The sequence below is a fragment of the Rhodoferax ferrireducens T118 genome (genome assembly GCF_000013605.1).
GTDB lineage: Bacteria > Pseudomonadota > Gammaproteobacteria > Burkholderiales > Burkholderiaceae_C > Rhodoferax > Rhodoferax ferrireducens.
In genome coordinates this window covers 2,794,926-2,815,300 of the sequence record NC_007908.1, presented here as the reverse complement: position 1 = coordinate 2,815,300, position 20,375 = coordinate 2,794,926, and the positions used below count along the sequence as shown (strand labels likewise).

The 20,375-nt window shown below is 60.6% G+C and carries 22 protein-coding genes; 5 read left to right on the top strand and 17 right to left on the bottom strand.

Going from position 1 to position 20,375, the window contains the following annotated elements:
- Positions 1 to 19 precede the first annotated feature (19 nt).
- From RFER_RS12915 to RFER_RS12890, 6 genes are all read right to left on the bottom strand, one after another.
- Entirely contained in the window at positions 20 to 844 is an 825-nt protein-coding gene (locus RFER_RS12915) for an ABC transporter ATP-binding protein (protein ID WP_011464841.1), read from the bottom strand.
- A complete protein-coding gene (gene ntrB, locus RFER_RS12910) occupies positions 841 to 1,785 on the bottom strand; it encodes a nitrate ABC transporter permease (protein WP_011464840.1) in 945 nt (314 codons plus the stop codon). Before ntrB ends, RFER_RS12915 begins: the two co-directional genes overlap by 4 nt.
- Before the next feature lie 42 nt (positions 1,786 to 1,827).
- Positions 1,828 to 3,072 carry a CmpA/NrtA family ABC transporter substrate-binding protein gene (locus RFER_RS12905; RefSeq protein WP_011464839.1) on the bottom strand — a complete coding sequence of 415 codons (1,245 nt, stop codon included), beginning with the start codon at positions 3,070 to 3,072 and terminating at the stop codon, positions 1,828 to 1,830.
- Positions 3,073 to 3,397: 325 nt separating this feature from the next.
- Positions 3,398 to 4,045, bottom strand: coding sequence for an ANTAR domain-containing response regulator (locus RFER_RS12900; RefSeq protein WP_011464838.1), 648 nt, complete (start codon positions 4,043 to 4,045; stop codon positions 3,398 to 3,400).
- 81 nt (positions 4,046 to 4,126) lie between these two features.
- Positions 4,127 to 4,537, bottom strand: coding sequence for a lactoylglutathione lyase (gene gloA / locus RFER_RS12895; protein WP_011464837.1), 411 nt, complete (start codon positions 4,535 to 4,537; stop codon positions 4,127 to 4,129).
- 57 nt (positions 4,538 to 4,594) lie between these two features.
- Complete coding sequence (locus RFER_RS12890) at positions 4,595 to 4,780, bottom strand: hypothetical protein (RefSeq protein ID WP_166485719.1); 186 nt, start codon at positions 4,778 to 4,780, stop codon at positions 4,595 to 4,597.
- A 238-nt stretch (positions 4,781 to 5,018) separates the two neighbouring features.
- Between RFER_RS12890 and RFER_RS12885 the strand changes: the two genes are divergently transcribed.
- Complete coding sequence (locus RFER_RS12885) at positions 5,019 to 5,678, top strand: nucleoside/nucleotide kinase family protein (protein WP_011464835.1); 660 nt, start codon at positions 5,019 to 5,021, stop codon at positions 5,676 to 5,678.
- A gap of 125 nt (positions 5,679 to 5,803) precedes the next feature.
- Here RFER_RS12885 and RFER_RS12880 read toward each other — a convergent pair whose 3' ends face one another.
- From RFER_RS12880 to RFER_RS23020, 6 genes are all read right to left on the bottom strand, one after another.
- Positions 5,804 to 6,622: an anti-sigma factor family protein gene (locus RFER_RS12880; protein ID WP_011464834.1), complete on the bottom strand. Its 819-nt coding sequence runs from the start codon at positions 6,620 to 6,622 to the stop codon at positions 5,804 to 5,806.
- Positions 6,623 to 6,638: 16 nt separating this feature from the next.
- A complete protein-coding gene (locus RFER_RS12875) occupies positions 6,639 to 7,190 on the bottom strand; it encodes an RNA polymerase sigma factor (protein WP_011464833.1) in 552 nt (183 codons plus the stop codon).
- Between the two features lie 13 nt (positions 7,191 to 7,203).
- Entirely contained in the window at positions 7,204 to 7,632 is a 429-nt protein-coding gene (locus RFER_RS12870) for a COG4315 family predicted lipoprotein (protein ID WP_049765654.1), read from the bottom strand.
- Between the two features lie 91 nt (positions 7,633 to 7,723).
- Complete coding sequence (smpB, locus tag RFER_RS12865; RefSeq protein ID WP_011464831.1) at positions 7,724 to 8,197, bottom strand: SsrA-binding protein SmpB; 474 nt, start codon at positions 8,195 to 8,197, stop codon at positions 7,724 to 7,726.
- A gap of 43 nt (positions 8,198 to 8,240) precedes the next feature.
- Positions 8,241 to 9,311, bottom strand: coding sequence for a lytic murein transglycosylase B (mltB, locus tag RFER_RS12860; RefSeq protein WP_011464830.1), 1,071 nt, complete (start codon positions 9,309 to 9,311; stop codon positions 8,241 to 8,243).
- Between the two features lie 233 nt (positions 9,312 to 9,544).
- Positions 9,545 to 10,741 carry a GGDEF domain-containing protein gene (locus tag RFER_RS23020; protein ID WP_011464829.1) on the bottom strand — a complete coding sequence of 399 codons (1,197 nt, stop codon included), beginning with the start codon at positions 10,739 to 10,741 and terminating at the stop codon, positions 9,545 to 9,547.
- Between the two features lie 430 nt (positions 10,742 to 11,171).
- Between RFER_RS23020 and RFER_RS12850 the strand changes: the two genes are divergently transcribed.
- Positions 11,172 to 11,618 carry an SRPBCC family protein gene (locus RFER_RS12850; protein ID WP_011464828.1) on the top strand — a complete coding sequence of 149 codons (447 nt, stop codon included), beginning with the start codon at positions 11,172 to 11,174 and terminating at the stop codon, positions 11,616 to 11,618.
- Positions 11,619 to 11,640: 22 nt separating this feature from the next.
- On the opposite strand, the gene kefC is transcribed toward RFER_RS12850, so the two are convergent.
- The gene (gene kefC / locus RFER_RS12845) at positions 11,641 to 13,458 is read right to left on the bottom strand and encodes a glutathione-regulated potassium-efflux system protein KefC (protein ID WP_011464827.1); all 1,818 of its coding nucleotides are present in this window, start codon (positions 13,456 to 13,458) and stop codon (positions 11,641 to 11,643) included.
- 290 nt (positions 13,459 to 13,748) lie between these two features.
- Between kefC and RFER_RS12840 the strand changes: the two genes are divergently transcribed.
- The 3 genes from RFER_RS12840 (at position 13,749) to RFER_RS12830 (ending at position 17,834) form a co-directional block, all read left to right on the top strand.
- Positions 13,749 to 15,200: a sensor histidine kinase gene (locus RFER_RS12840; protein WP_244095722.1), complete on the top strand. Its 1,452-nt coding sequence runs from the start codon at positions 13,749 to 13,751 to the stop codon at positions 15,198 to 15,200.
- Entirely contained in the window at positions 15,197 to 15,883 is a 687-nt protein-coding gene (locus RFER_RS12835) for a response regulator (RefSeq protein WP_011464825.1), read from the top strand. The genes RFER_RS12840 and RFER_RS12835 overlap by 4 nt, the downstream gene beginning before the upstream one ends.
- 73 nt (positions 15,884 to 15,956) lie before the next feature.
- Complete coding sequence (locus RFER_RS12830) at positions 15,957 to 17,834, top strand: potassium transporter Kup (protein ID WP_011464824.1); 1,878 nt, start codon at positions 15,957 to 15,959, stop codon at positions 17,832 to 17,834.
- Positions 17,835 to 17,843: 9 nt separating this feature from the next.
- On the opposite strand, the gene RFER_RS12825 is transcribed toward RFER_RS12830, so the two are convergent.
- The 4 genes from RFER_RS12825 to RFER_RS12810 are packed head-to-tail and all read right to left on the bottom strand — an operon-like array spanning position 17,844 to position 20,307.
- Complete coding sequence (locus RFER_RS12825; RefSeq protein WP_011464823.1) at positions 17,844 to 18,413, bottom strand: hypothetical protein; 570 nt, start codon at positions 18,411 to 18,413, stop codon at positions 17,844 to 17,846.
- Position 18,414: 1 nt separating this feature from the next.
- Positions 18,415 to 19,074: an alpha/beta hydrolase gene (locus RFER_RS12820; RefSeq protein ID WP_011464822.1), complete on the bottom strand. Its 660-nt coding sequence runs from the start codon at positions 19,072 to 19,074 to the stop codon at positions 18,415 to 18,417.
- Positions 19,074 to 19,865, bottom strand: a complete 792-nt coding sequence (locus RFER_RS12815; protein WP_011464821.1) for a DODA-type extradiol aromatic ring-opening family dioxygenase — start codon at positions 19,863 to 19,865, stop codon at positions 19,074 to 19,076. Before RFER_RS12815 ends, RFER_RS12820 begins: the two co-directional genes overlap by 1 nt.
- A 31-nt stretch (positions 19,866 to 19,896) precedes the next feature.
- Positions 19,897 to 20,307, bottom strand: a complete 411-nt coding sequence (locus tag RFER_RS12810) for a DoxX family protein (RefSeq protein ID WP_011464820.1) — start codon at positions 20,305 to 20,307, stop codon at positions 19,897 to 19,899.
- Positions 20,308 to 20,375: the final 68 nt, after the last annotated feature.

Below are 20,375 nucleotides of genomic sequence, written 5' to 3'. Positions count from 1 at the left end.
TGTTGATGCCAGCGGGCGTTCAGGCTGCCTTTTCCACATGCGCCTGGCGCGTGTAGAGAAAGTCAATCACGGCCTTGCGGAAATGCAGGTAGTGCGTGCTCTCGGCCAGCTCAACCCGCTGGCGCGGACGCGGCAGGTCAACACGCAGCACCTCGCCGACGGTGGCGGCCGGGCCGTTGGTCAGCATCACAATCCGGTCGGACAGCAGCACCGCTTCATCCACATCGTGTGTGACCATCACCACGGTGCTGTGGGTGCGGGCCACGATCTCCAGCAGTTCGTCCTGCAGCTTGGCGCGGGTCAGGGCGTCCAGCGCGCCAAAGGGTTCGTCCATCAGCAGCACTTTGGGTTCCATCGCCAAGGCGCGTGCAATGCCCACACGCTGCTTCATGCCGCCCGATATCTCGCCGGGACGCTTTTGCGCGGCGGCGCTCAGCCCCACCATCGCCAACACGGCGTCGGTGCGCGCCGTGAGCTGGGCCTTGCTCTCGGACCCGGCGCCCGTGCTGCGGTTGGCGGCACCAAAGACGCGCTCGACACCGAGGTAGACGTTCTCAAAACAGGTGAGCCAGGGCAGCAGCGAGTGGTTCTGGAACACCACGGCGCGCTCCGGGCCGGGGCCGGCGATTTCGCGGTTGGCACACAGCAGGTGGCCTTGCGTGGGAACAGTCAGGCCGGCGATCAGATTGAGCAGGGTGGACTTGCCGCAGCCCGAGTGGCCGATGAGGGTCACAAACTCGCCCTTGGACACCGCCAGGTTGATGTTCTGCAGTGCGCAGAACAGCCCTTTTCTGGTCTTGAAGGTTTGCGCTACGCCGGAGATCTCAATGTAGTTGCCGTTCATGATTTCACCTCTTCAAACGTGAATGCCGTGGCAATTTTGATCAGGGCGTATTCGAGCATCAGCCCGACGATGCCGATCACAAATATGGCGATGATGATGTTCTTGACGTTCAGGTTGTTCCACTCGTCCCAGACCCAGAAGCCGATGCCCACGCCGCCGGTCAGCATCTCGGCCGCCACGATCACCAGCCAGGCCGTGCCGACCGCGAGGCGCACACCGGTCAGCATGTAGGGCAGCACCGAGGGGAACAAGATCTTGGTGACGATCTTCCACTCGCTCAGGTTCAACACGCGCGCCACGTTCATGTAGTCCTGTGGCACCCGTTGCACGCCGACCGCCGTGTTGATGATCATGGGCCAGATCGAGCAGATGAAGATGGTCCAGATGGCGGCCGGGTTGGCGCCCTTGAACACCAAGAGGCCAATCGGCAACCAGGCCAGCGGTGACACCGGGCGCAGCAGGCCGATGAGTGGATTGAACATGCGGCTCAGGAACTCGAAGCGCCCGATCATGAAGCCGGCCGGAATGCCCACCGCCGCCGCCAACCCGAAGCCCACAGCGACGCGCTGCAGCGACATCAGGATGTTCCAGCCCACACCCTGGTCGTTCGGGCCTTTGCGGTAAAACGGGTCGGAGAAAATAATCACGGCCTGTTTGAAGGTCTCGCTCGGCGAGGGGATGCTGCTGGCGGTCGAGATGGACACCAGCGCCCACACGCCAATCATCAGAGCCAGACCCAACACCGGCGGCAGCACCGCCAGCCAAAGGCCGCGCCAGTCGTACGGCGGGGCGCTGGCCTTGGCTGGCGTCTTAATGCTTTTCTGGCCTGTAGCCCCCGTTGTATCTGGGTAAGCAGCTACGTTTTTTGTAGCATCAGCGGCGCTCAGCGCAGTTGGCGCTAGCCGTGTTTCAAGGGGTGAATGAAGAACTGCGCTAACCATGATGTGCAACTCCTATAAATTGATGGAGGACAGAGTTGGGCTTCAAGCCTTGATCTTGAAACCGTCGGCGTATTTCTTCGGGTCCTTGCCGTCCCACACCACACCGTCCATCAGCCTGGAAGTGCGCATCACGTCCTTGGGCACCGGCGTCTTGCTGGCGGTCGCGGCTTGCTTGTAGATGTCGATCTGGTTGATCTGCTTGGCCACCGCCAGGTAGTCGGGATGGTCTTTCAGCAAGCCCCAGCGCTTGTGCTGGGTCATGAACCACATGCCGTCCGACAGGTAGGGGAAGTTGACCGCGCCGTCGTTGTAGAACTTCATGTAGTTGGGGTCGTCCCAGGTCTTGCCCATGCCGTTCTGGTAGCGGCCCATGATGCGTTGGTTGATGGCGTCCACGCTGGTGTTGACGTACGATTTTTCGGCGATGGTTTCAGCCATCTTGTTTTTGTTGGCCAGGCTGGCGTCAATCCAGCGGCCCGCTTCCAGGATGGCGGCGGTCACGGCGCGCGCCGTGTTGGGGTACTTCTTGACGAAGTCGCCGGTGGTGCCCAGCACCTTCTCGGGGTGGTCTTTCCAGATCTCCTGCGTGGTGGCGGCGGTAACGCCAATGCCGTCGATGATGGCGCGGTGGTTCCAGGGTTCGCCGACGCAGAAGCCGTCCATGTTGCCGACGCGCATATTGGCCACCATTTGTGGTGGCGGCACGGTGATGACTTTGGCGCCCGAGATCGGGTTGATGCCGTTGGCCGCCATCCAGTAGTACAGCCACATGGCGTGTGTGCCAGTGGGGAAGGTCTGGGCAAAAGTGTATTCACGCTTCTCGGCCGCCATCAGCTTGGCCAGACCCGCGCCGTCCACGGCGCCCTTGTCAGCCAGCTTCTTGGACAGGGTGATGGCCTGGCCGTTTTGGTTGAGGTTCATCAGCACTGCCATGTCTTTCTTGGCGCCGCCCACGCCCAGGTGCACGCCGTAGATCAGGCCGTACAGCACATGGGCCATGTCGAGCTCGCCGGTGACCAGCTTGTCGCGCACACCGGCCCAGCTGGCTTCTTTGGTCGGGATGATCTTGACACCGTATTTTTTGTCGATGCCCAGGCTTGATGCCATCACCACGCTGGCGCAGTCGGTCAGCGGGATGAAGCCGATCTTCACTTCGGCTTTTTCCGGCGCATCGGAGCCCGCGGCGTAGACGGCGGCGCGCAGGGCCGGGCTGATGCCGATGGCACCGACTGCGGCGGTTTGCAGCACAGCACGGCGATTGAGGCTGGATTTCAAAAGGTCGGTCATGGCAGGCTTCCTTGGCAAGGTTTCAGAAAATGAGAAACAAAAAAGGCGTCCTCACGAAGCCGGTGCGCGACGGGTCTGCCGCTGCCTGCTTGTGGGGACGCCTTTGTCCTGGTTGAGCCGACCCCACCCGCCGTTGGGAGAAGTCGGCTACGTGACCTTCATGGGTCTTGCTTTATCTATGCAAGGTGTGTGCCAGGTTCAATCTTTTTGTTGATGCTATCAATATAGTAGCTTTCTAAGCAATATAGACGAGGGCTGCAAGGCCATTTGCTGTCTATTTCTTGGGTGGGACGGGTTTGGCACCAGTTTTGTGCAGTGCACCAAATCAGGCCAGCAAATCAGCCACATCAAGCATGCGCTGCGCCACATCGGCCAGCTTCAAGCCTTTGTCCATGGCGGTTTTTCGCATTTTTTTGAAGGCATCTTCTTCACTCAAGCCCTGGCGCTGCATCAGCAGACCTTTGGCGCGGTCAATCACCTTGCGGTCTTTGAGTTCAGCGCTGAGTTCATCACGCTCACTTTGGGTGCTGGCTAGCGTTTGCAGCAACGCCTGCTCGTGCTGAAAGCGTGCCAGCGCCACATCCAGAATCGGTCGAATGCGCTCTGGCGACAAGCCCGCCACGATGTAGGCCGACACGCCCGCCGCCACAGCGTCTTTCACGTGGCCAGTGTCGTCGTCGTTGGTGAACATGACGATGGGGCGGCGTTCTTCGCGCGTGGCCATCACCACGTGCTCCAGCGAGTCGCGGGCATCGCTTTCGGCGTCCACAATGATCAAGTCGGGCTGCAGCTGGGCAATGCGCTCGGTCAGAAACACGTCGGCTGGCAGGGTGGCCACCAGATTGAAGCCGTTTTCCAGCAGGCCAATACGCAGGTTGCGCGAGCGCTCGGCCTGGCGAATGGCTTGCTCGTCCTCAGGATTGGCAACGTCCAGATCAGGGGCAACAACGACGATACGCAGCGATGGGTTCATGAGCTGGACTGCCGCAAGATTTGCGCCAGCTGCGCTCGGGTTCCATGGCCCGGCCCGGTGCCAGGCTTTTGCCTTTGAATGTCAACGCAGGCCGGCGCCGCTGGCCTGGTCGGCGCGTTCAATCAGCTCAATCTTGTAACCATCGGGATCGGTGACAAAGGCAATCACCGTTGTGCCGCCTTTGACGGGCCCGGCCTCCCGCGTGACCTGGCCGCCCGCGGCTTTGATTTGATCGCAGGCGCGACGGCAGTCGGGCACCGCCAGTGCCAGGTGGCCAAACGCGTTGCCCAGGTCGTACGAATCCACGCCCCAGTTGTAGGTGAGTTCAATCTCGGCATGCTCCGGGTTGCTGCCGAAGCCGACGAAGGCCAGGGAGTATTTGTACTCGGGGTTTTCCGAGGTGCGCAGCAGTTTCATGCCCAGCACCTGGGTGTAGAAGTCAATCGAGCGTTGAAGGTTGCCAACGCGCAGCATGGTGTGTAGAAATCTCATGCTTTGAATTATGTTGCAAGTTCAAACCGGTCGCGCCTGCGGCACGGCGCTGTCGACTTAATTGTTCACCCACTGCTGAATTTTCTGCCTTGGGAGCGATGGGTTCGCGTCGGCTTTGCGCGCTCGAACAGCGTCACTTGTGACGCCCGCAGCCATTGCTTTGTCGCACAGTTCCGTTACGGCAAAGACTCCCAAGATGGCCGACACTACCGACAAAAAGATGACAGCAAAGAATGTTTTCATTTCAAACCCTTCCAAGTCCTTTTTGCAGCATGCAAAATCAGTGCCAAGGGCGGCGGCAGCGATGACCGGCCCTGAGTCTGAAATCAAGTGCCAACCCGATGGCCACAGCAAGCGGATGAATTAACTGCTGGGAACGGCCAGCGAACGCAGCTCATCGCGAAGTCGCGGTATAACTGCGCAGAGGCCCCCATGAATCCTTCGGGATGGTGTCACCAATGCAAAGAAGCAGTAATCCCCAATGAACAAGGCGGTCATGATGCAGCGTGAGCAAATCGCAACGTTAACGTTTCAGCAAGCCAGTATCAGGCTCCAGAAACTGTTGGCGCGTGAGGCCAGAACCATCGTGGGAATCATTGGCCCGCCGGGCTCCGGCAAGTCAACCCTGTCTTTGCGCCTGCAAGCGCTGCACCCTGATCGGTCCCAAATTGTTCCGATGGACGGCTTTCACCTTGCTAACGTGGAGCTGGCCCGCCTGGGACGCTCGGCACGCAAAGGCGCACCGGACACCTTTGACAGCTATGGCTATGTGTCCCTGCTCAGACGCTTGCGTCAGCAAACGCCTGAGGAAACGGTCTATGCACCTGAATTTCGTCGCGAGATGGAGGAACCCATCGCAGGGGCCATTCCAATCTTCCCCGAGGCCCAATTGCTGATTGCCGAAGGCAACTACTTGGCCCTGGACCAAGGCGGCTGGAGCCATGTGGCTGGCCTGCTCGACGAGATCTGGTACGTTGAAGTGGACCATGCACTGCGCCTGGAGCGCCTGCTTGCCAGGCATATGCAGTTTGGGCGTTCCAGACAGGCGGCACAGGAATGGGTGCAAAGCACCGACGAGCCCAATGCACGTCTGATTGAATCCACTATGGGCCGCGTGAATTTCAAGCTACTGGCTGACTAGCCGCAGGTATGAACAATCAAGACTCCACGGTTCCTTCGCCTGTCGAAGGGCCACTTCGGTGGCCCTTTTTGCTGGCGGCGACGAAAGACGGCCCATGGAGTGTCATGTTGAATGGCGTTGCGCAGCTACAGCTGGTGATACACCGCTTCTGCCAGTTTCATGAGTGCGTCACGCGGCACCGGCCCGGATAGCGCATAGCCAAAGCCCTGGTCGATCCAGTAAAAACTCGGTATCGGCCCGTCAGCGCGAAACTGGAAGCCGGTCTCGCGGATGTCAGCGCCGGCCCCGGACTTGTCTATTGCGCCGAGATAAAGCGTGATGCGGGTTCCGGCCGCATTCTGGAACATGAACTGCGCCCGCGCACCGGCCTCACCTGGCAGCAGGCGTCCGCCCACGAGCTCATAACCTTGTGCGGCCAAATGAGGCACCTTGAGCGGCTTGCCGACACGCTTGGAGAGCCACTGCACCAGGTGCTCCTGCTCCGTGGCGCCCACCTCCACCGGGTGCCGGATTTCCGGGGCGTACACCGCGTGTGCAAAACTGGCCTGTCGCGCAAAATCCGGCGCGCCAGATGCTCTGGCCAGGGTAGCGGATGGCCGCCCCTCACCCTGCCATGCTGTGTGGGAGAACCAGCCCACACCAAACGCCAGCATGACCCCGGCGGCCATGCCGCCCCAGCGCCACCACTGGTTGATGTCCTGCTGCGAGGCCGCGGTCTGTCGCGCCGCGGTCACCAGCGTGGCGGGGACCGGCTGGTCCACAAGGTGCCGATGCAGGCTTCGCAGGGCGTCACGCTGGCGGCGCCATTTCGTCACCGTGGCCTGCGCTGCCGGGTCTTGTGCCAGCCGCGTCTGCAGGGCTGTCAGCGCGTCGGGCGCCAGCTGATCATCCACCAGCGTGTGGATTTCGTCTTCCGTCAGCGGGCGAGAGGAGGTCCTGTTCATGGTGTTTTCCGGTAGCTCATTTCAGGCGGCGAAGGGACGGTAATGGGTTTGTCGGTGCGTCGCTTGCTGGCTGCGGGGCGGCGCTGCGGGCTGGTGCATCCATCAAGGTCTGCAAGCGGTGGCGGGCACGCGACAGGCGCGACATCACGGTGCCAATCGGAACCCCGGTAATTCGGGCCACATCCGCATAGCTCATCTCCTCGATGCTGACCAGCAGCACAACAGCGCGCTGGTCCAGCGGCAACCGCAGCAGGCAACGCTGCAAATCCAGCGCCGGCCCCGGATCGGCCTCGGGTGCCACCAACTCGTGGGCCACATCGTCAATATCCACGCTGCTGCCGCTTGCTTGCCTTGTGGACCGGCGCACCTGGTTGGCAAACAGGTTGTGCATCACGGTGAACAACCAGGCCCGCAAGTCAGAACCCACTGCCCACAAACGCCACTTGCTGCAGGCGCGCTCCAGCGTGTCCTGCACCAGATCATCGGCCGCCCAGGCGTCGCCCGTCAGCGCGCGCGCATAACGGCGCAGCGCGGGGATTTGATCGACGATGGGTTCGCGATTGACCAAGGCAAGCTTCGCGTCAATAGCTAGAAGGCGCGGGTTTCGGCGCAGGCGCTGGCATGGCCGATGGTTTGGCCGCCTTCCAGACTTGATTGAAGCCGTCGCCGGTTTTATCGCCGGGCTTGCTGTCCTTGGACCAGTAGTACAGGGGCTTGCCCATCGCGGCCCACTGTTTCGCGCCGTCGTCACGCGTGATGACGGTGTAGCCGCCCGAGGCTTTGTCGGATTCGGCGGCCATGAAGGGCGGCCAGTTGGTCGCGCACGGACCGGTGCAGGCCGATTTGCCGCTGCCGGCCGTGTCTTTGTCAAACGTGTAGAGCGTCATGCCGTTGGGACCGACCAGCACGCCGTCGGCCACCGTGGGCGGGGCGGCATAGAGGGCGCCGCAAGCACCCAAAAGGGCGAGCGTCAGAGACCGGGACAGGGTGGCGCGAGAGCTAAGTTTCATGATGAACTCCTGAGTTGATGAACGCAAACAAGCGTTTGCACAGGGATAAACACCCATGGCACCCCCTTTATTCCCTGCGCCGGAAAAAAACTTACCGGTGATTGGTCTTCATCGCCCGCTCCACCTCACGTTTGCCTTCACGGTCCTTGATGGTGTCGCGCTTGTCGTGCTCGGCCTTGCCCTTGGCCAGCGCAATTTCGCATTTGATCTTGCCGGCTTTCCAATGCAGGTTCAACGGCACCAGGGTGTAACCTTTTTGCTCGACCTTGCCAATCAAACGCTTGATTTCTTCCTTGTGCATCAGGAGTTTCTTGGTGCGCTGCTTGTCGGGGCTGATATGGGTCGAGGCGGTGCCCAGCGGATTGATCTGCAGACCGATGACAAACAACTCACCGTTGCGAATGACCACGTAACCGTCGGTGATCTGGACCTTGCCTTCGCGCAGCGACTTGACCTCCCAGCCTTCGAGCACCAGGCCGGCTTCAAAACGTTCTTCAAAAAAATAGTTGTAGGCCGCCTTCTTGTTGTCGGCAATGCGGGAGGCGGTGTCAGGTTTCTTGGCCATAAAGTAAAAATCAGGTGGTAATCAGGGGGGCAGGGCGGGTCAACTAGGGATTGCGGGCGCGTGCCATTTCTTGCGCCACTTCCTGGCCCAGCTCAATCACGGCCATGGCATAGTAGCTGCTCCAGTTGTAGCGCGTGATGGCATAGAAATTTTCGGTGCCGGCCACATAGCTGGGGGGCGCATCGCCATTTTGCAACTCCACCAGTGCCAGCTTCCCCGGATGCTGCAATGCGGCGCCTTCAAGCACGGCGCCGTGGGCCACAAAGCTTTCGACGCTGAAGGTGGGCAGGATGTCGGGTGCCAGCAGCGCCGGCAGGCTCAAAGTGGCGCTGTCAAAACGCACAGCGTAATGGGTCGGCAGGCCGGCTTGCCAGTTGAAGGCCTTGAAATAGTTGGCGACCGAACCAATCGCGTCGGCCGCGCTGTTGAACAGGTCCACCCGGTCGTCGCCGTCAAAGTCAATCGCGTACTTCACCCAGCTCGACGGCATGAATTGCGTCATGCCCATGGCCCCGGCAAAGCTGCCCAGGGGCATCAAAGGGTCCATGCCGGTGCGGTGGGTCAGGCTCAAGAACTGTTCCAGCTCGGCCTTGAAGAACTCGCTGCGGGCCGCCGCGCGGGGATGGCTGGCGGGAAAATCAAAAGCCAGTGTCGTCAAAGCGTCGATGACCCGAAAGCTGCCCATCTGCTGGCCATAGATGGTCTCCACCCCGAGGATGCCGACGATGATCTCGGCGGGCACACCGGTCTGCTCTTGCGCACGCGTCAGCATCTGCTGGTTGTCTTGCCAGAACTGGACCCCGGCCCTGATGCGCACCGGGTCGATGAAGCGGCTGCGGTAAACCTGCCAGTTTTTGGGTGTACCCGGCGGCGGTGGCTGGATGAATCTGGCCACTTGCGGCAAGTAGTGGGCCTGGCCGATGGCCTGGCGCACCCAGTCAGGCGGCAGGTCGCGGCGTGCTGCGATGTCATCGGCGGCCAGCATGGCGTCCGTGCGCTGCGCGTAGATGGGTCCGGGCAGCGCGGGCTGCCTGCTGGCCGCCTGGTGGCGGGCGAGGCGACGGTGACGGATGGCGCGCTTCGCGGGCCTCGTCTTGTGCGCTGTCTTGACCATTTTTGACGTCGGCGCGGCGGCCAGGACAATCGCTTCAGGTTTGGAGTCGTTCAAGGCTCTAGCCGCCGTAGACAGGGCGTAAGCAGCTATAAAAAATGTAGTATAAAAAAGAAACTTTGAGGTCACGTGGGCCAGTGCAGTAGTTTGAATTGACTTTGCAGTGTAGCGAGGCGGCTGTGCTGGGCAGCGGTCATTCGCAAGTGGTCAATTGACACCAAGCTTCCCCTTTTCCGTCAAGTGGGGAATTCCTCATCCCTGAATATGGTGACTTGATTGCGGCCGTTGCATTTGGATTGGTATAAAGCCTTGTCGGCCTTGACGATGATTTGTTCCCATTGCTGCCCATGATCGGGGTAGGCCGCCACGCCAAATGACAGCATCACAGCAATATTTTTTCCTTCATGCTGGATGCTCAGCGCAGCACAATTTTGTTGGATTTCTTCTGCCCGCTTGTGGGCAAGTTCCAGGCTTGTTCCGGGAAACACCAGCAGGAATTCTTCACCACCGTAGCGGCACGCAATGTCGGAACCGCGGGCATGTTTTTTCAGGAGACTGGCAACCTGCACCAGGACTTCGTCGCCGGCCAGATGCCCGTAGCTGTCGTTGACAAACTTGAAATGATCGATGTCTGCCATGACAAAGGTGAGGCTACTGTTCGCCCGCTTGGCTTGTATGATTTCGCGCGCCAGCGCATCGCTCAGATAGCGGCGGTTATAAAGACCCGTCAGCGGGTCATGAATCGCCTGTTCGTGCAATTCGACCTGCAGTCTTTGCACTTCAAACACACGCAAATGCAGTTCCTCATTGGCGGCTTTGAGTGACTGTTCAGCCTGCTTGCGTTGCTCGATTTCCTTCCTGGCAAGCGCCAGCGCGCTTTTTGTACCTTGGTTGATGTAATAAGTGAGACCGCTGGTGAATCCGAACAGGGCGGTGAAGGTGACCCACTGCGTCACGCCAACGTCGTAAAAAGGCGGCCTCAGCCACCCGGCATTCTCGGCCACGATCAAGCCCAGCACCGCCATCGAGGCGGCGATGGTGCCGATCACAATGCCGCGCCGGTCAAAGATCAAGCCTGTCATGAGCACCCAAAACAGCAAGATGGCGGCCGTCGGCGTGCGAATGGTGCCTATGTCGGCTGTGACCGCGGTGATGAAGACAAGGCCGAAGATGACCATTCCGAACCGCGCCAGCACCACCCTGCCGCTGCGCAGCCAGTGGCGAAACTGCAGGGTCACTGCGCACGCCACCAAGTCGATGATCAGGGTGCTGACCGGGGTTTTCCCGCCCATCAAAGCACCCACCATGACTGCCAGCGTAAATGCCAGGGAGGTGATGCAGACCATGTTGATCAAACTCGCCTGGCGCGTCTTTTCCTCCGCGCCTTCAAAAACGGGCGGTGCCAGCCAGCGCTTGATCGAAGTTACCAGCATTTGGAGTCCCCTCATTTTTTATCGTTGTCTCTTTGGGAACAGTACAAAACCTAGGGCGGTCAATGCCAGCCCAAGTGGGCGGTACGGGTAACCTGACTTGGTCTTGTTTGATGTGGCGCGACTCCAACAAAAAGCGAGCGGCGACTGCTGAGGAGCCCTATCCCCTACTTCAAAGGAGGCTTCATCCATCTGTGATTAATTCTACGCCACCAGTCAGTTTCCTCCGCTGAATGTCGCTGGCCAAAGCCGTCATTCAGCCTGGACGCTGAATTGCCGCACGCGCAGGATCAAAGGTCGGGGCTTCTTTGCCTTGAAAATCAGCGGTCTGGGATTTATATTGCATCAGGCGGCACACGGCCAGTCGCCAGGGCTCCCTGGCCAGGCCGAGAGTCCAATGTCTACCCAACCGAGAATTTGAGAGGATTTGATCATGCCCACAGGCACTATCCGACTTCACCGCATTCTCCGCACCAGTCCGGAGCGCGTCTATCGCGCGTTTCTTGACGCTGACGCAGTGGCAAAATGGCTTCCACCATATGGTTTCACTTGCAAGGTTCATCACATGGATGCCAAAGTTGGCGGCACCTACAAGATGTCGTTCACGAACTTCACGACAGGCAATGGTCACTCCTTTGGTGGCAAGTACCATGAACTCGTGCCATCCGAGAAAATTCGCTACACGGACAGTTTCGACGACCCGGGCTTGCCTGGAGAAATGCAGACAACCGTGACCTTGACGCGGGTGTCGTGCGGAACTGAGTTCACCGTGGTGCAAGAAGGGCTGCCTGCAGCCATTCCGCTGGAAATGTGCTATCTCGGCTGGCAGGAGTCGCTTGAGCAGCTTGCGAATCTCGTAGAGCCAGAGATTCCAGATTAGCGACATGAATCGGATACTTGTCTCACCCGTGCGTGCGGCGCCGCTGTTGCGCTTCACGCTCCTGCGCCATCTGCTCTTCCAGCTGCTGACGCCCTTGCTTGACGACCGCAATCAGCTTGGCGCTGTCCTGGTAGTGCGGGTGCAGCTTCTCAAACAATTCCAGGTTGTGCCGGCGAAAGCGCATGGTGCTCAGGCGGGCTGCATGAGGTTCGAAACCCAATAGTTCGAGCACGCTGCGCGCACTGCGCAAGCTGGACTCAAACAGTTCCCGCTCCACCAGCATCACCTTGCGGTCGCGCAGCTTGTTCCAGTGGGTCACATCGCGTGCCCGGGCCACGATCTCCAGTTGCGCAAAGTGAGCCTGTGCCAGGTCCACAATCTCCAGCGACTGCGCCACGTCGTCCACCGCCACGACCAGAATCCTGGCGGTCCCCGCGCCTGCGGTGCGCAGCAGGTCCAGGCGCGTCGCGTCGCCGTAAAACACGCGGTAGCCGAATTTGCGCGCCACTTCAATCATCTCGGCATCGTGGTCCAGCACTGTGGCGGCAATGCCCTGCGCCAGCAGCACCCGCGAGACAATTTGCCCGTAGCGCCCAAAGCCGGCAATGATGATGGGGGCACTTTGCGGCTCGGCAATCTCGTCCATGGTGGTCACACCACAATTGGCGTAGCGTGGCAACAGCAGGCGGTCAATGGCGACCAGAATCAGCGGGCTGACCAGCATGGAAACCGCCACCGCCCCGATCAGCAATGAAGCCGTTTTCGCTGGAAAGACGTTGGCTCCGGCCGCAGCCTGAAACACCACAAATGCAAATTCACCTCCCTGCGCCAGCAGCAACGTGAAGACCGGCTGCTCTTGAAACGGCAGCTTCATCATCCGCGCAAGCGCATAAATGACCACACCCTTGACCGCCAAGAATCCGGCCACCACGGCCGCCATCAGCCCGGGCGAGTCGCGCAGGACGCCGAAGTCGATGCTCATGCCCACCGCAATGAAAAACAAGCCGAGCAGCAAACCTTTGAACGGTTCGATGTCGGTCTCCAGCTCGCGGCGGTATTCGCTTTCGGCCAGCAGCACACCGGCCAGAAAAGCGCCGAGCGCCATCGACAGGCCCACCAGTTGCATCAAAGCGGCAGTGCCCACCACCAGCAAAAGTGCTGCGGCAGTGAAGATCTCGGGTGTCCTAGAGCGCGAAATCCAGCGAAATACGGGGCGCAAAGCCAAGCGTCCGCCGAGCACAATGCCCGCAATGACCGGTATTATTTTGAGAGATTCAAGCGCTTTGCTGGCAGTGTCCAGAGAACTGTCTTGTCCTGAAAAAGCGCCCAACAAGGGCAGCAGGGCCAAGATAGGAATCGCCGCCACATCCTGAAACAGAAGAATCGCAAACGACGATTGCCCGCTGGTGGTGGGCAACAAATTGCGCTCCCCCATCACCTGCAGCGCAATGGCCGTGCTGGAGAGCGCCAGCCCCAGTCCGGCGACCAGTGCCACACGCCAGTCCACGCCAAATCCCATGGCGACTGCGGTCAGTACAACGGCACACCCCATCACCTGCGCACTGCCCCAGCCAAAGATCGGCCGGCGCAGGCTCCACAGGCGCTTGGGCTCGAGTTCAAGCCCCACCAGAAACAGCATCAGCACGACGCCGAATTCGGCAAAGTGCAGGATTTCCTGCACGTCATTCACCAGCCCCAATCCCCAGGGGCCAATGGCAATGCCTGCGGCCAGGTAGCCGATGATCGAGCCCAGCCCCAGTGCTTTGCTGAGCGGGACTGCAATGACGGCGGCGCTGAGGTAGATGAAGCTGTTGATCAGCCAGGCGGGCGCGTGTTCCATGGTGGGAAATGGTAGTCGCAAATCCCGATGGGTGCGCTTGGGTTTTTTGCGCAAGACGGGCGCAGCCACTTGCCTTCTCCGGCCCACCTCCCGGGTGGCTGCTTCGGGTTGGATCGCATGGTTGAGTTAGCGCCGTGACTTGATGGGCGAAGCGGCGTGACACCTGGATTCGATGGCCAGGCGCTTTCCTAATGCAATCCTGACACGGCAGGTGGTACGCTGACCTCATTATGAATTCTCCAGAGTTATCTGCATCCAACCGCCCGCCAGCCCGGGGTTGGGTCATCGTCGTGCTTTTGCTGACGGCCGCCACCGCTTGCAGCTTCCTGCTCGATCGCTATGTGTCGCTGACCAGCCAGGCCATGATTTATGTGCTGGCGGTGGTGATTGCCTCCTACAAACTGGACTGGATTGAGTCGGCCGTCTGCGCCGTGGCGGCGGTCACGGCACTGAACTTCTTTTTTGTGCCGCCGCGCTGGACCTTCGAGGTCGAAAACCAGGAACACTTCATTGCGCTGGGCACGATGCTGGTGCTGGCCCTGGTGATCAGCCACCTGGCGAAGGGCGTGCGGCGCGAGACCGAGCTGGCGCATCTGAACGAGCGGCGCGCCCGGCAATTGCAGGCACTGGCCACCAACCTGTCCAACGTCAATTCGCCGGCTGATATTGAGGCCCTCGGTCACAAGGCGCTGGACGCCGCCTTTGCCGGACCTTGTTCGCTGGCCCTGACCCGGGACGGGCGTGAACTCGATTTCGCCGCGGACCTGGACCCCGCCGTGCGTGACGGCATGCGCTGTTGCGTGAAGGAGGAGGCGGTGCTGGGGCCGGGCACCGGGCGCTGGCCCGGGCTGCTGGCCTGGTACCTGCCTCTGGGCGAGCGCGGTCATGTGACCGGCGCCGCCTGCGTCCGCCCGGCTTTGGCAGCGGATGAGGCTGGCCGCGAGCACGCTCAGGCGCTGTGTGCGCTGCTGGCGCAGGCGCTGTGGCGTCTGCGTGTGACCGCATCGATGCTCGCAGCGCAAAGCGAAGCGCAACGCCAGCAGTTGCAAAGCACTTTTTTAGCCGCGATCTCGCATGATCTGCGCACACCACTGGCGGCCATCGTGGGTGCCGCGTCTTCCTTGCAAACCCAACGCGACAAACTGAGCGAGCCGGAGCAGGACCGCCTGCTCGGCAGCATTGTCAGCGAGGCGTCCTACCTGTCCACTGTGACCGAGAACACCTTGCAGCTGGTGCAGCTCACAGGCGCGGCGCAGGCGCTCAAACGGGATTGGGAATCGATGGAAGAAATCGTGGGTGCCGTGCTGGCGCGGGTGCGCCAGCGTGACTCCCAGCGCCGCATCAAGTCCAATGTGCCCGAAAACTTGCCGCTGGTGAAGGCAGACCCGGTACTGCTTGCCCAGTTGATCAGCAATTTGCTGGACAACGCGCTGCAATACAGCGACGGCGCGATTGACCTGAGCGTCAGCGTTGAGGCCCAGGAACTGCTCGTTTCTGTCAAGGATCGGGGTCCCGGCATTCCTGAAGCCGAGCAAAAAGTCATTTTCGAGGCCTATACCCGCGGCGACCAGTCGGGCCAGCGTGGTGCCGGTCTGGGCCTGGCCCTGTGCCGGGCCATCGCGCTCGCGCATGGCGGGCGTCTGACGCTGCGCCCGCGCCGGGGCGGCGGCAGCAATTTTGTGCTCGCCTTGCCGCTCGATGCCCAGCAACCTGGCCAAGAGCTGAACCAGGAGCTGCCATGACACTTCGGGTGCTGGTGGTCGAAGACGACCGCGAAATACGGGCGCTGATGCAGTCCTCTTTGTCGGTGGAGGGCTTTGAGGTACAGACCGCCGTATCGCTGAGCGAGGCCAGCGCGCTCTTGCGCCACAGTCCGCCCGATGTCATCGTGCTGGATCTGGGACTGCCCGACGGCGACGGCGTGCAACTGGTGCGCGAGGTGCGCACGCGCCATTCCTTGCCCATCGTTGTGGTGTCCGCCCGCCACCAGGAGGCGCAAAAAATCCAGTTGCTTGACGCCGGTGCCGACGATTACCTGACCAAACCGTTCAGTGTGGGCGAACTGCTGGCCCGCATTCGGGTGGCGCTGCGCCACCGCGGCACCGCGCTGGCCGCAGCGGTCACGGTGCATGAGCTGGACGATCTGCGCATTGATCTGGCGGCCCACAGCGTCCTGCGCAACGGCGAGGTGCTGCATCTCACGCCGACCGAGTTCAAGCTGCTCGCGCGCTTGGTGCGCAGTGCGGGCCGCGTGGTGACGCACCGGCAGTTGCTGCTCGATGTCTGGGGCCCCGAGTTCACGGAGCACACGCACTATTTGCGGCTCTACATGGCCCAGTTGCGGGCCAAGATCGAGCGCGACCCGGCCGAGCCGCGCCATCTGCTGACCGAGACCGGTGTCGGTTATCGCCTGGCAGCCGTTTGAGTGCACCCTTCCTTATGCGTTCCTGATGCGCCGGTAGCGATAGTGACGCCCTGTTTACAGCCAATGGATTGCAATGAGTAGAACTTCGAATCGGGAAAGCCTGGCCGCGCTCACTCTCGGCGCCATGGGGGTGGTGTACGGGGATATCGGTACCAGTCCCCTGTACACCATGAAGGAAGTCTTCAGCCCTGCCACCGGCGTGCCGCTGGACGGCGTCCACCTCATTGGCGCTGTGTCTGTCATTTTCTGGGGCCTGATGATGGTCGTCACGCTGAAATATGTGTTGCTGATCCTGCGTGCCGACAACCGCGGCGAAGGCGGCATCATGGCGCTGACCGCTCTTGCCGCCAACGCGGCCGGCAAAACGGCGCGGCGGCGCACCGTATTGCTGCTGATGGGCGTGTTTGGCGCCGCCCTGTTTTATGGCGATAGCGTGATCACCCCGGCCATCTCCGTGCTCAGCGCGGTCGAAGGTCTGGAGGTGGTGACGCCGGCCTTCAAATCCTATGTGCTGCCGATTTCAGTGACGGTGCTCATCGGCCTGTTTGCGGTCCAGCGTTTTGGCACCAGCCTCGTCGGCAAGCTGTTCGGGCCGGTCATCATGCTGTGGTTTGCCGTACTGAGCGTCACCGGTGTCGCAGAAATCATTCAGCAGCCGGCCATTCTGGCGGCGCTCAACCCCTTGAACGCCTTTGAATTTTTGCGCTCACAGGGCTGGCACATGTTTGTGGCGGTGGGCGCCATCGTGCTGGCGTTCACGGGTGTGGAGGCGCTCTACGCCGACATGGGGCACTTTGGCAAACGACCGATCCAGTTGGCCTGGCTGGGACTGGTGTTGCCGGCCCTGGCCATCAATTACATGGGGCAAGGCGCGCTGCTGATGCGTGATCCGTCGGCGCTGGCGAATCCCTTTTATCGCCTGTTCCCCCAGGCCTGGCTCATGCCGGCGGTCGTTTTGGCCACACTGGCCACCGTCATCGCGTCCCAGGCGGTGATTTCAGGGGCCTATTCCATGACCAAACAAGCGGTCCTGCTGGGGCTGCTGCCGCGCATGCAGGTGCAATACACCTCGGCCAAGGAAATCGGGCAGATTTACATGCCGGAGGTGAACTGGCTGCTGCTGATCTCGGTTTTGCTGGCCGTCGTTGGCTTTGGCAGCTCTTCCGCGCTGGCGTCGGCCTATGGCATCGCGGTGACCATGACGATGTTGATCACCACCGCGTTGACTTTTTTTGTCGTGCGCGATGGCTGGGGCTACCCCTTGCCGGTGGCGCTGGCGGCCACCGCTGTGTTTTTGGCCCTCGACACGCTGTTGGTCGTGTCCTGCTCGCTCAAGTTCTTTCAGGGTGGCTGGTTCCCGCTGGTGCTGGGCCTGGTCATTTTCACGGTCATGGCGACCTGGCGGCGCGGTCGCGAACTGTTGATTGACAACATCCGCCACGATGACCCCGAACTGCTGCCCTTCATCACGGCTTTGTCCGCCGATGTTGTGCATCGGGTCCCGCGGACCGCCGTCTACACGGTTGCCAACCCGGACACGGTGCCGCAGGCCCTTATGCACAACCTGAAACACAACCAGGTGCTGCACGAGCGTAATGTGATCCTCACAGTCGTGTTCCATGATGTGCCATGGATTGCGTTCGACGAGCGCGTTCAAGTCAAGCCGTTGGTGCCCGGTTTCTGGAAGGTACAGGTGAACTACGGCTTCAAGAACGCCCCGGATATTCCGCGGGCGCTGGAGCTCTGTCAATCCCAAGGCTTGTCCATCAACCTGTTTGAGACTTCATATTTCCTCAGTCGGGAAATTGTGGTGCCGACCAAAGGCGCCGGCATGGCCCACTGGCGTGAAGCCCTGTTTGCCATCATGTCCCGCAACGCAGGCAGTGTGGCGGACTTCTTTCGTCTGCCGAACAACTGCGTGATCGAATTGGGGACCCGGGTGCAAATTTGACGTTGCGGATCAGACGGGTCGATGGCTATCGTTGGCCGGGTTCCCCGTTGGCTCCGACTTTCGTCTGAATTTGATGTCGTCAAATTGCAGGTGATGCATGAACTCTCGCAGGATCAACAGGGTTGCAGCGAATTTCGGGTCATCCGGTATGTCCACTTGCGATGATGGCCGGCCTTCGGATCTGGCAGCAAGCTGGTCAAACAGCTTTTCAAGCTGTTCAATCGTCAGTGTGACGGCCAAATCTTCCGAACAGCCCGCCATCTTGGCTATCTCGTAAACCAGTTCATCCGTGGAATAAAGTGATGCGGGTCCGACGGTTATTTCACGGGCACGCGTCACTTCGTCCTCAACGACCATGATGGCGTTTTCGATCTCCAGCGGCGATGGCGGATTGTGTCTGAAAAAATCGTTTGACGTCCGCGTGGACCCAATCTCCAGAATCAGCACCTGGTCGGGCTCGACGCCCCTGCCTGCCGCGACGCAGGTCCGATCTTCGCCGATGTGCAGAAGCACCATCGGGGTCACTGGCGGCTCCTGCCTGCGAACAGCTGCGTAGCTCTGATGAATGGCGTCATGCATATCAAACCCCTGAAGTGATGCTCTGCAACCAGGATAAAAAGTCTGCCCGCATTTCCGCGCTGATGCCATGGTCAATTGGGTACAGACGGGTCAGGTGCGCCACGCCCAAGTCACTGAGAAGTTGGTCCGAGCGCTGTGCCCACATCACGGGCAACTTGCTATCGTACTCGCCATGTCCAATGAATGCGTGAAGGTTTTTCAACCGCGCCTTGTCGGCCATATGCGATTCGAGTTCAGGCAAGATACGCCCCGACAGGACCCCAAATCCGGCAACGAGCTCGGGCGCGCTCAGCGCAACGCTGGCACTCAAAATCCCACCTTGGCTGAATCCGGCAATCACCGTTTTCCGCGGTCCAATGCTGTAGACCGACTGCAGTTGCGCCACAAATCGGAGCAAGGTCTGGCGACTTTGCTCGGCCTCGGTCTCGACGATAAGCGGACCGGTGCTGGTGAAGTTCACCCGAAACCAGCCATACTGCCCCGCACCCAAGGTCATGGGGCCGCGCGGCATGACGACGAGCGTTTCCGAGCTGATGGTGGCGGCCAAATCGACAAGATTGGTCTCGCTGCCGCCCACGCCATGCAAGAGCACCACCAGCGCTTTGGGGTTCGCAGGCTGCGGTTGTTTCGATAAAAACGTCAAATCAAAGTGTGCACTCATCACTCAATCCCCCATGCGTAGGATTCCATTGACAAAACGCCGTTGGTGATGCCCCCTTGGAGCAGCGTCACTTCATCCGCCTCGGTGACTGCCCCCATGGCGATCAGCAGCGGAAGAAAATGCTCTTCACTTGGATGCGCCCGTTCGGCGTAGGGTGCCTCAGCACGGTAGTCAAGCAACTGTTTGACCCCTTTGGCCAGCACGGCGGTCCGCACCCAGGTGGCAAATTCCTGGGCATAGGCTTCGGGCTGCGCGCCGGATTGACGGACGTCGTACAGGTTATGGGTCATGCTGCCGGAGGCAACAATGAGTACGCCCTGCTTGCGCAGCGGTGCCAGAGCCTGGCCCAACTTCACCGCCTGCTGGGTCGTCAAGCCCAAAGGCATGGAGACCTGAAAAACCGGCACCTTGGCCTCGGGCAGCAGGTGGAGCAGTGGAACCCAGGCACCGTGATCGAGCCCGCGACGGTCGTCGCAATTTGCAGCGAAACCTGCCGCATTCAGCAGGCGGGCCGCCTCCTGGGCCAGTTCTGGCTGACCGGCAGCCCGATATTGCAGTGCATACAGGCTGGCCGGAAAACCGCCAAAGTCGTGCACCGTCTCTGGCAACGCGGTGCTCATGACCATCACGTTCTTTGTTTGCCAGTGGGGTGACACCACCAACACCGCCTTGAGTTCAGGCAGTTGCCGGCCCAGGGTTCGCAGCCGGGGGCCAAGAAGTCCAGGCTCAAGGGCAAAGGTCGGTGCCCCATGCGAGATGAAAAGAACAGGGGCTTTGGCTGCGGAGGTCATGGCGATTCCAGTGTTTTGTTTTCAGTTTGAATCAACGTTCGTTGCGCGCATCCAGGCTCCAGGCGCCTGCGCCGTTGGCCGCCAGTGCCAGCAATCCGCCAACCACGGCAATATTCTTGAAGAACAGCAATTGTGTGACAAATGCCTGGTCAGCAGGCACTGCCCAGTAGGCATGGAAGAAGAAGCTGGCCACCAGCGTGAAGCCCGCCAGGATCAGGGCCGCAAGCCGGGTCTTGAGCCCCGCCAGAAGTGCCAGGCTACCCAGAATTTCAACCGCCAGCGCCAGAACGGCACCCAGGGTGGCGAGTGGCAAGCCCACCGAAGAGATGTAGCCCACGGTGCCGGCAAAGCCGGTGAGTTTGCCAAAGCCCGCAGGCAGAAAGAACACGACAAACAACAGGCGAGAAGCCAGGGTGAGCGAGTTTTGAAAGGTCTTGGACATGGTGGTTTCCTGAAAATGAGATGTGTTGATGGATAGGGTCGCTTGATCTGCAAGCCTTAGACGCTTGC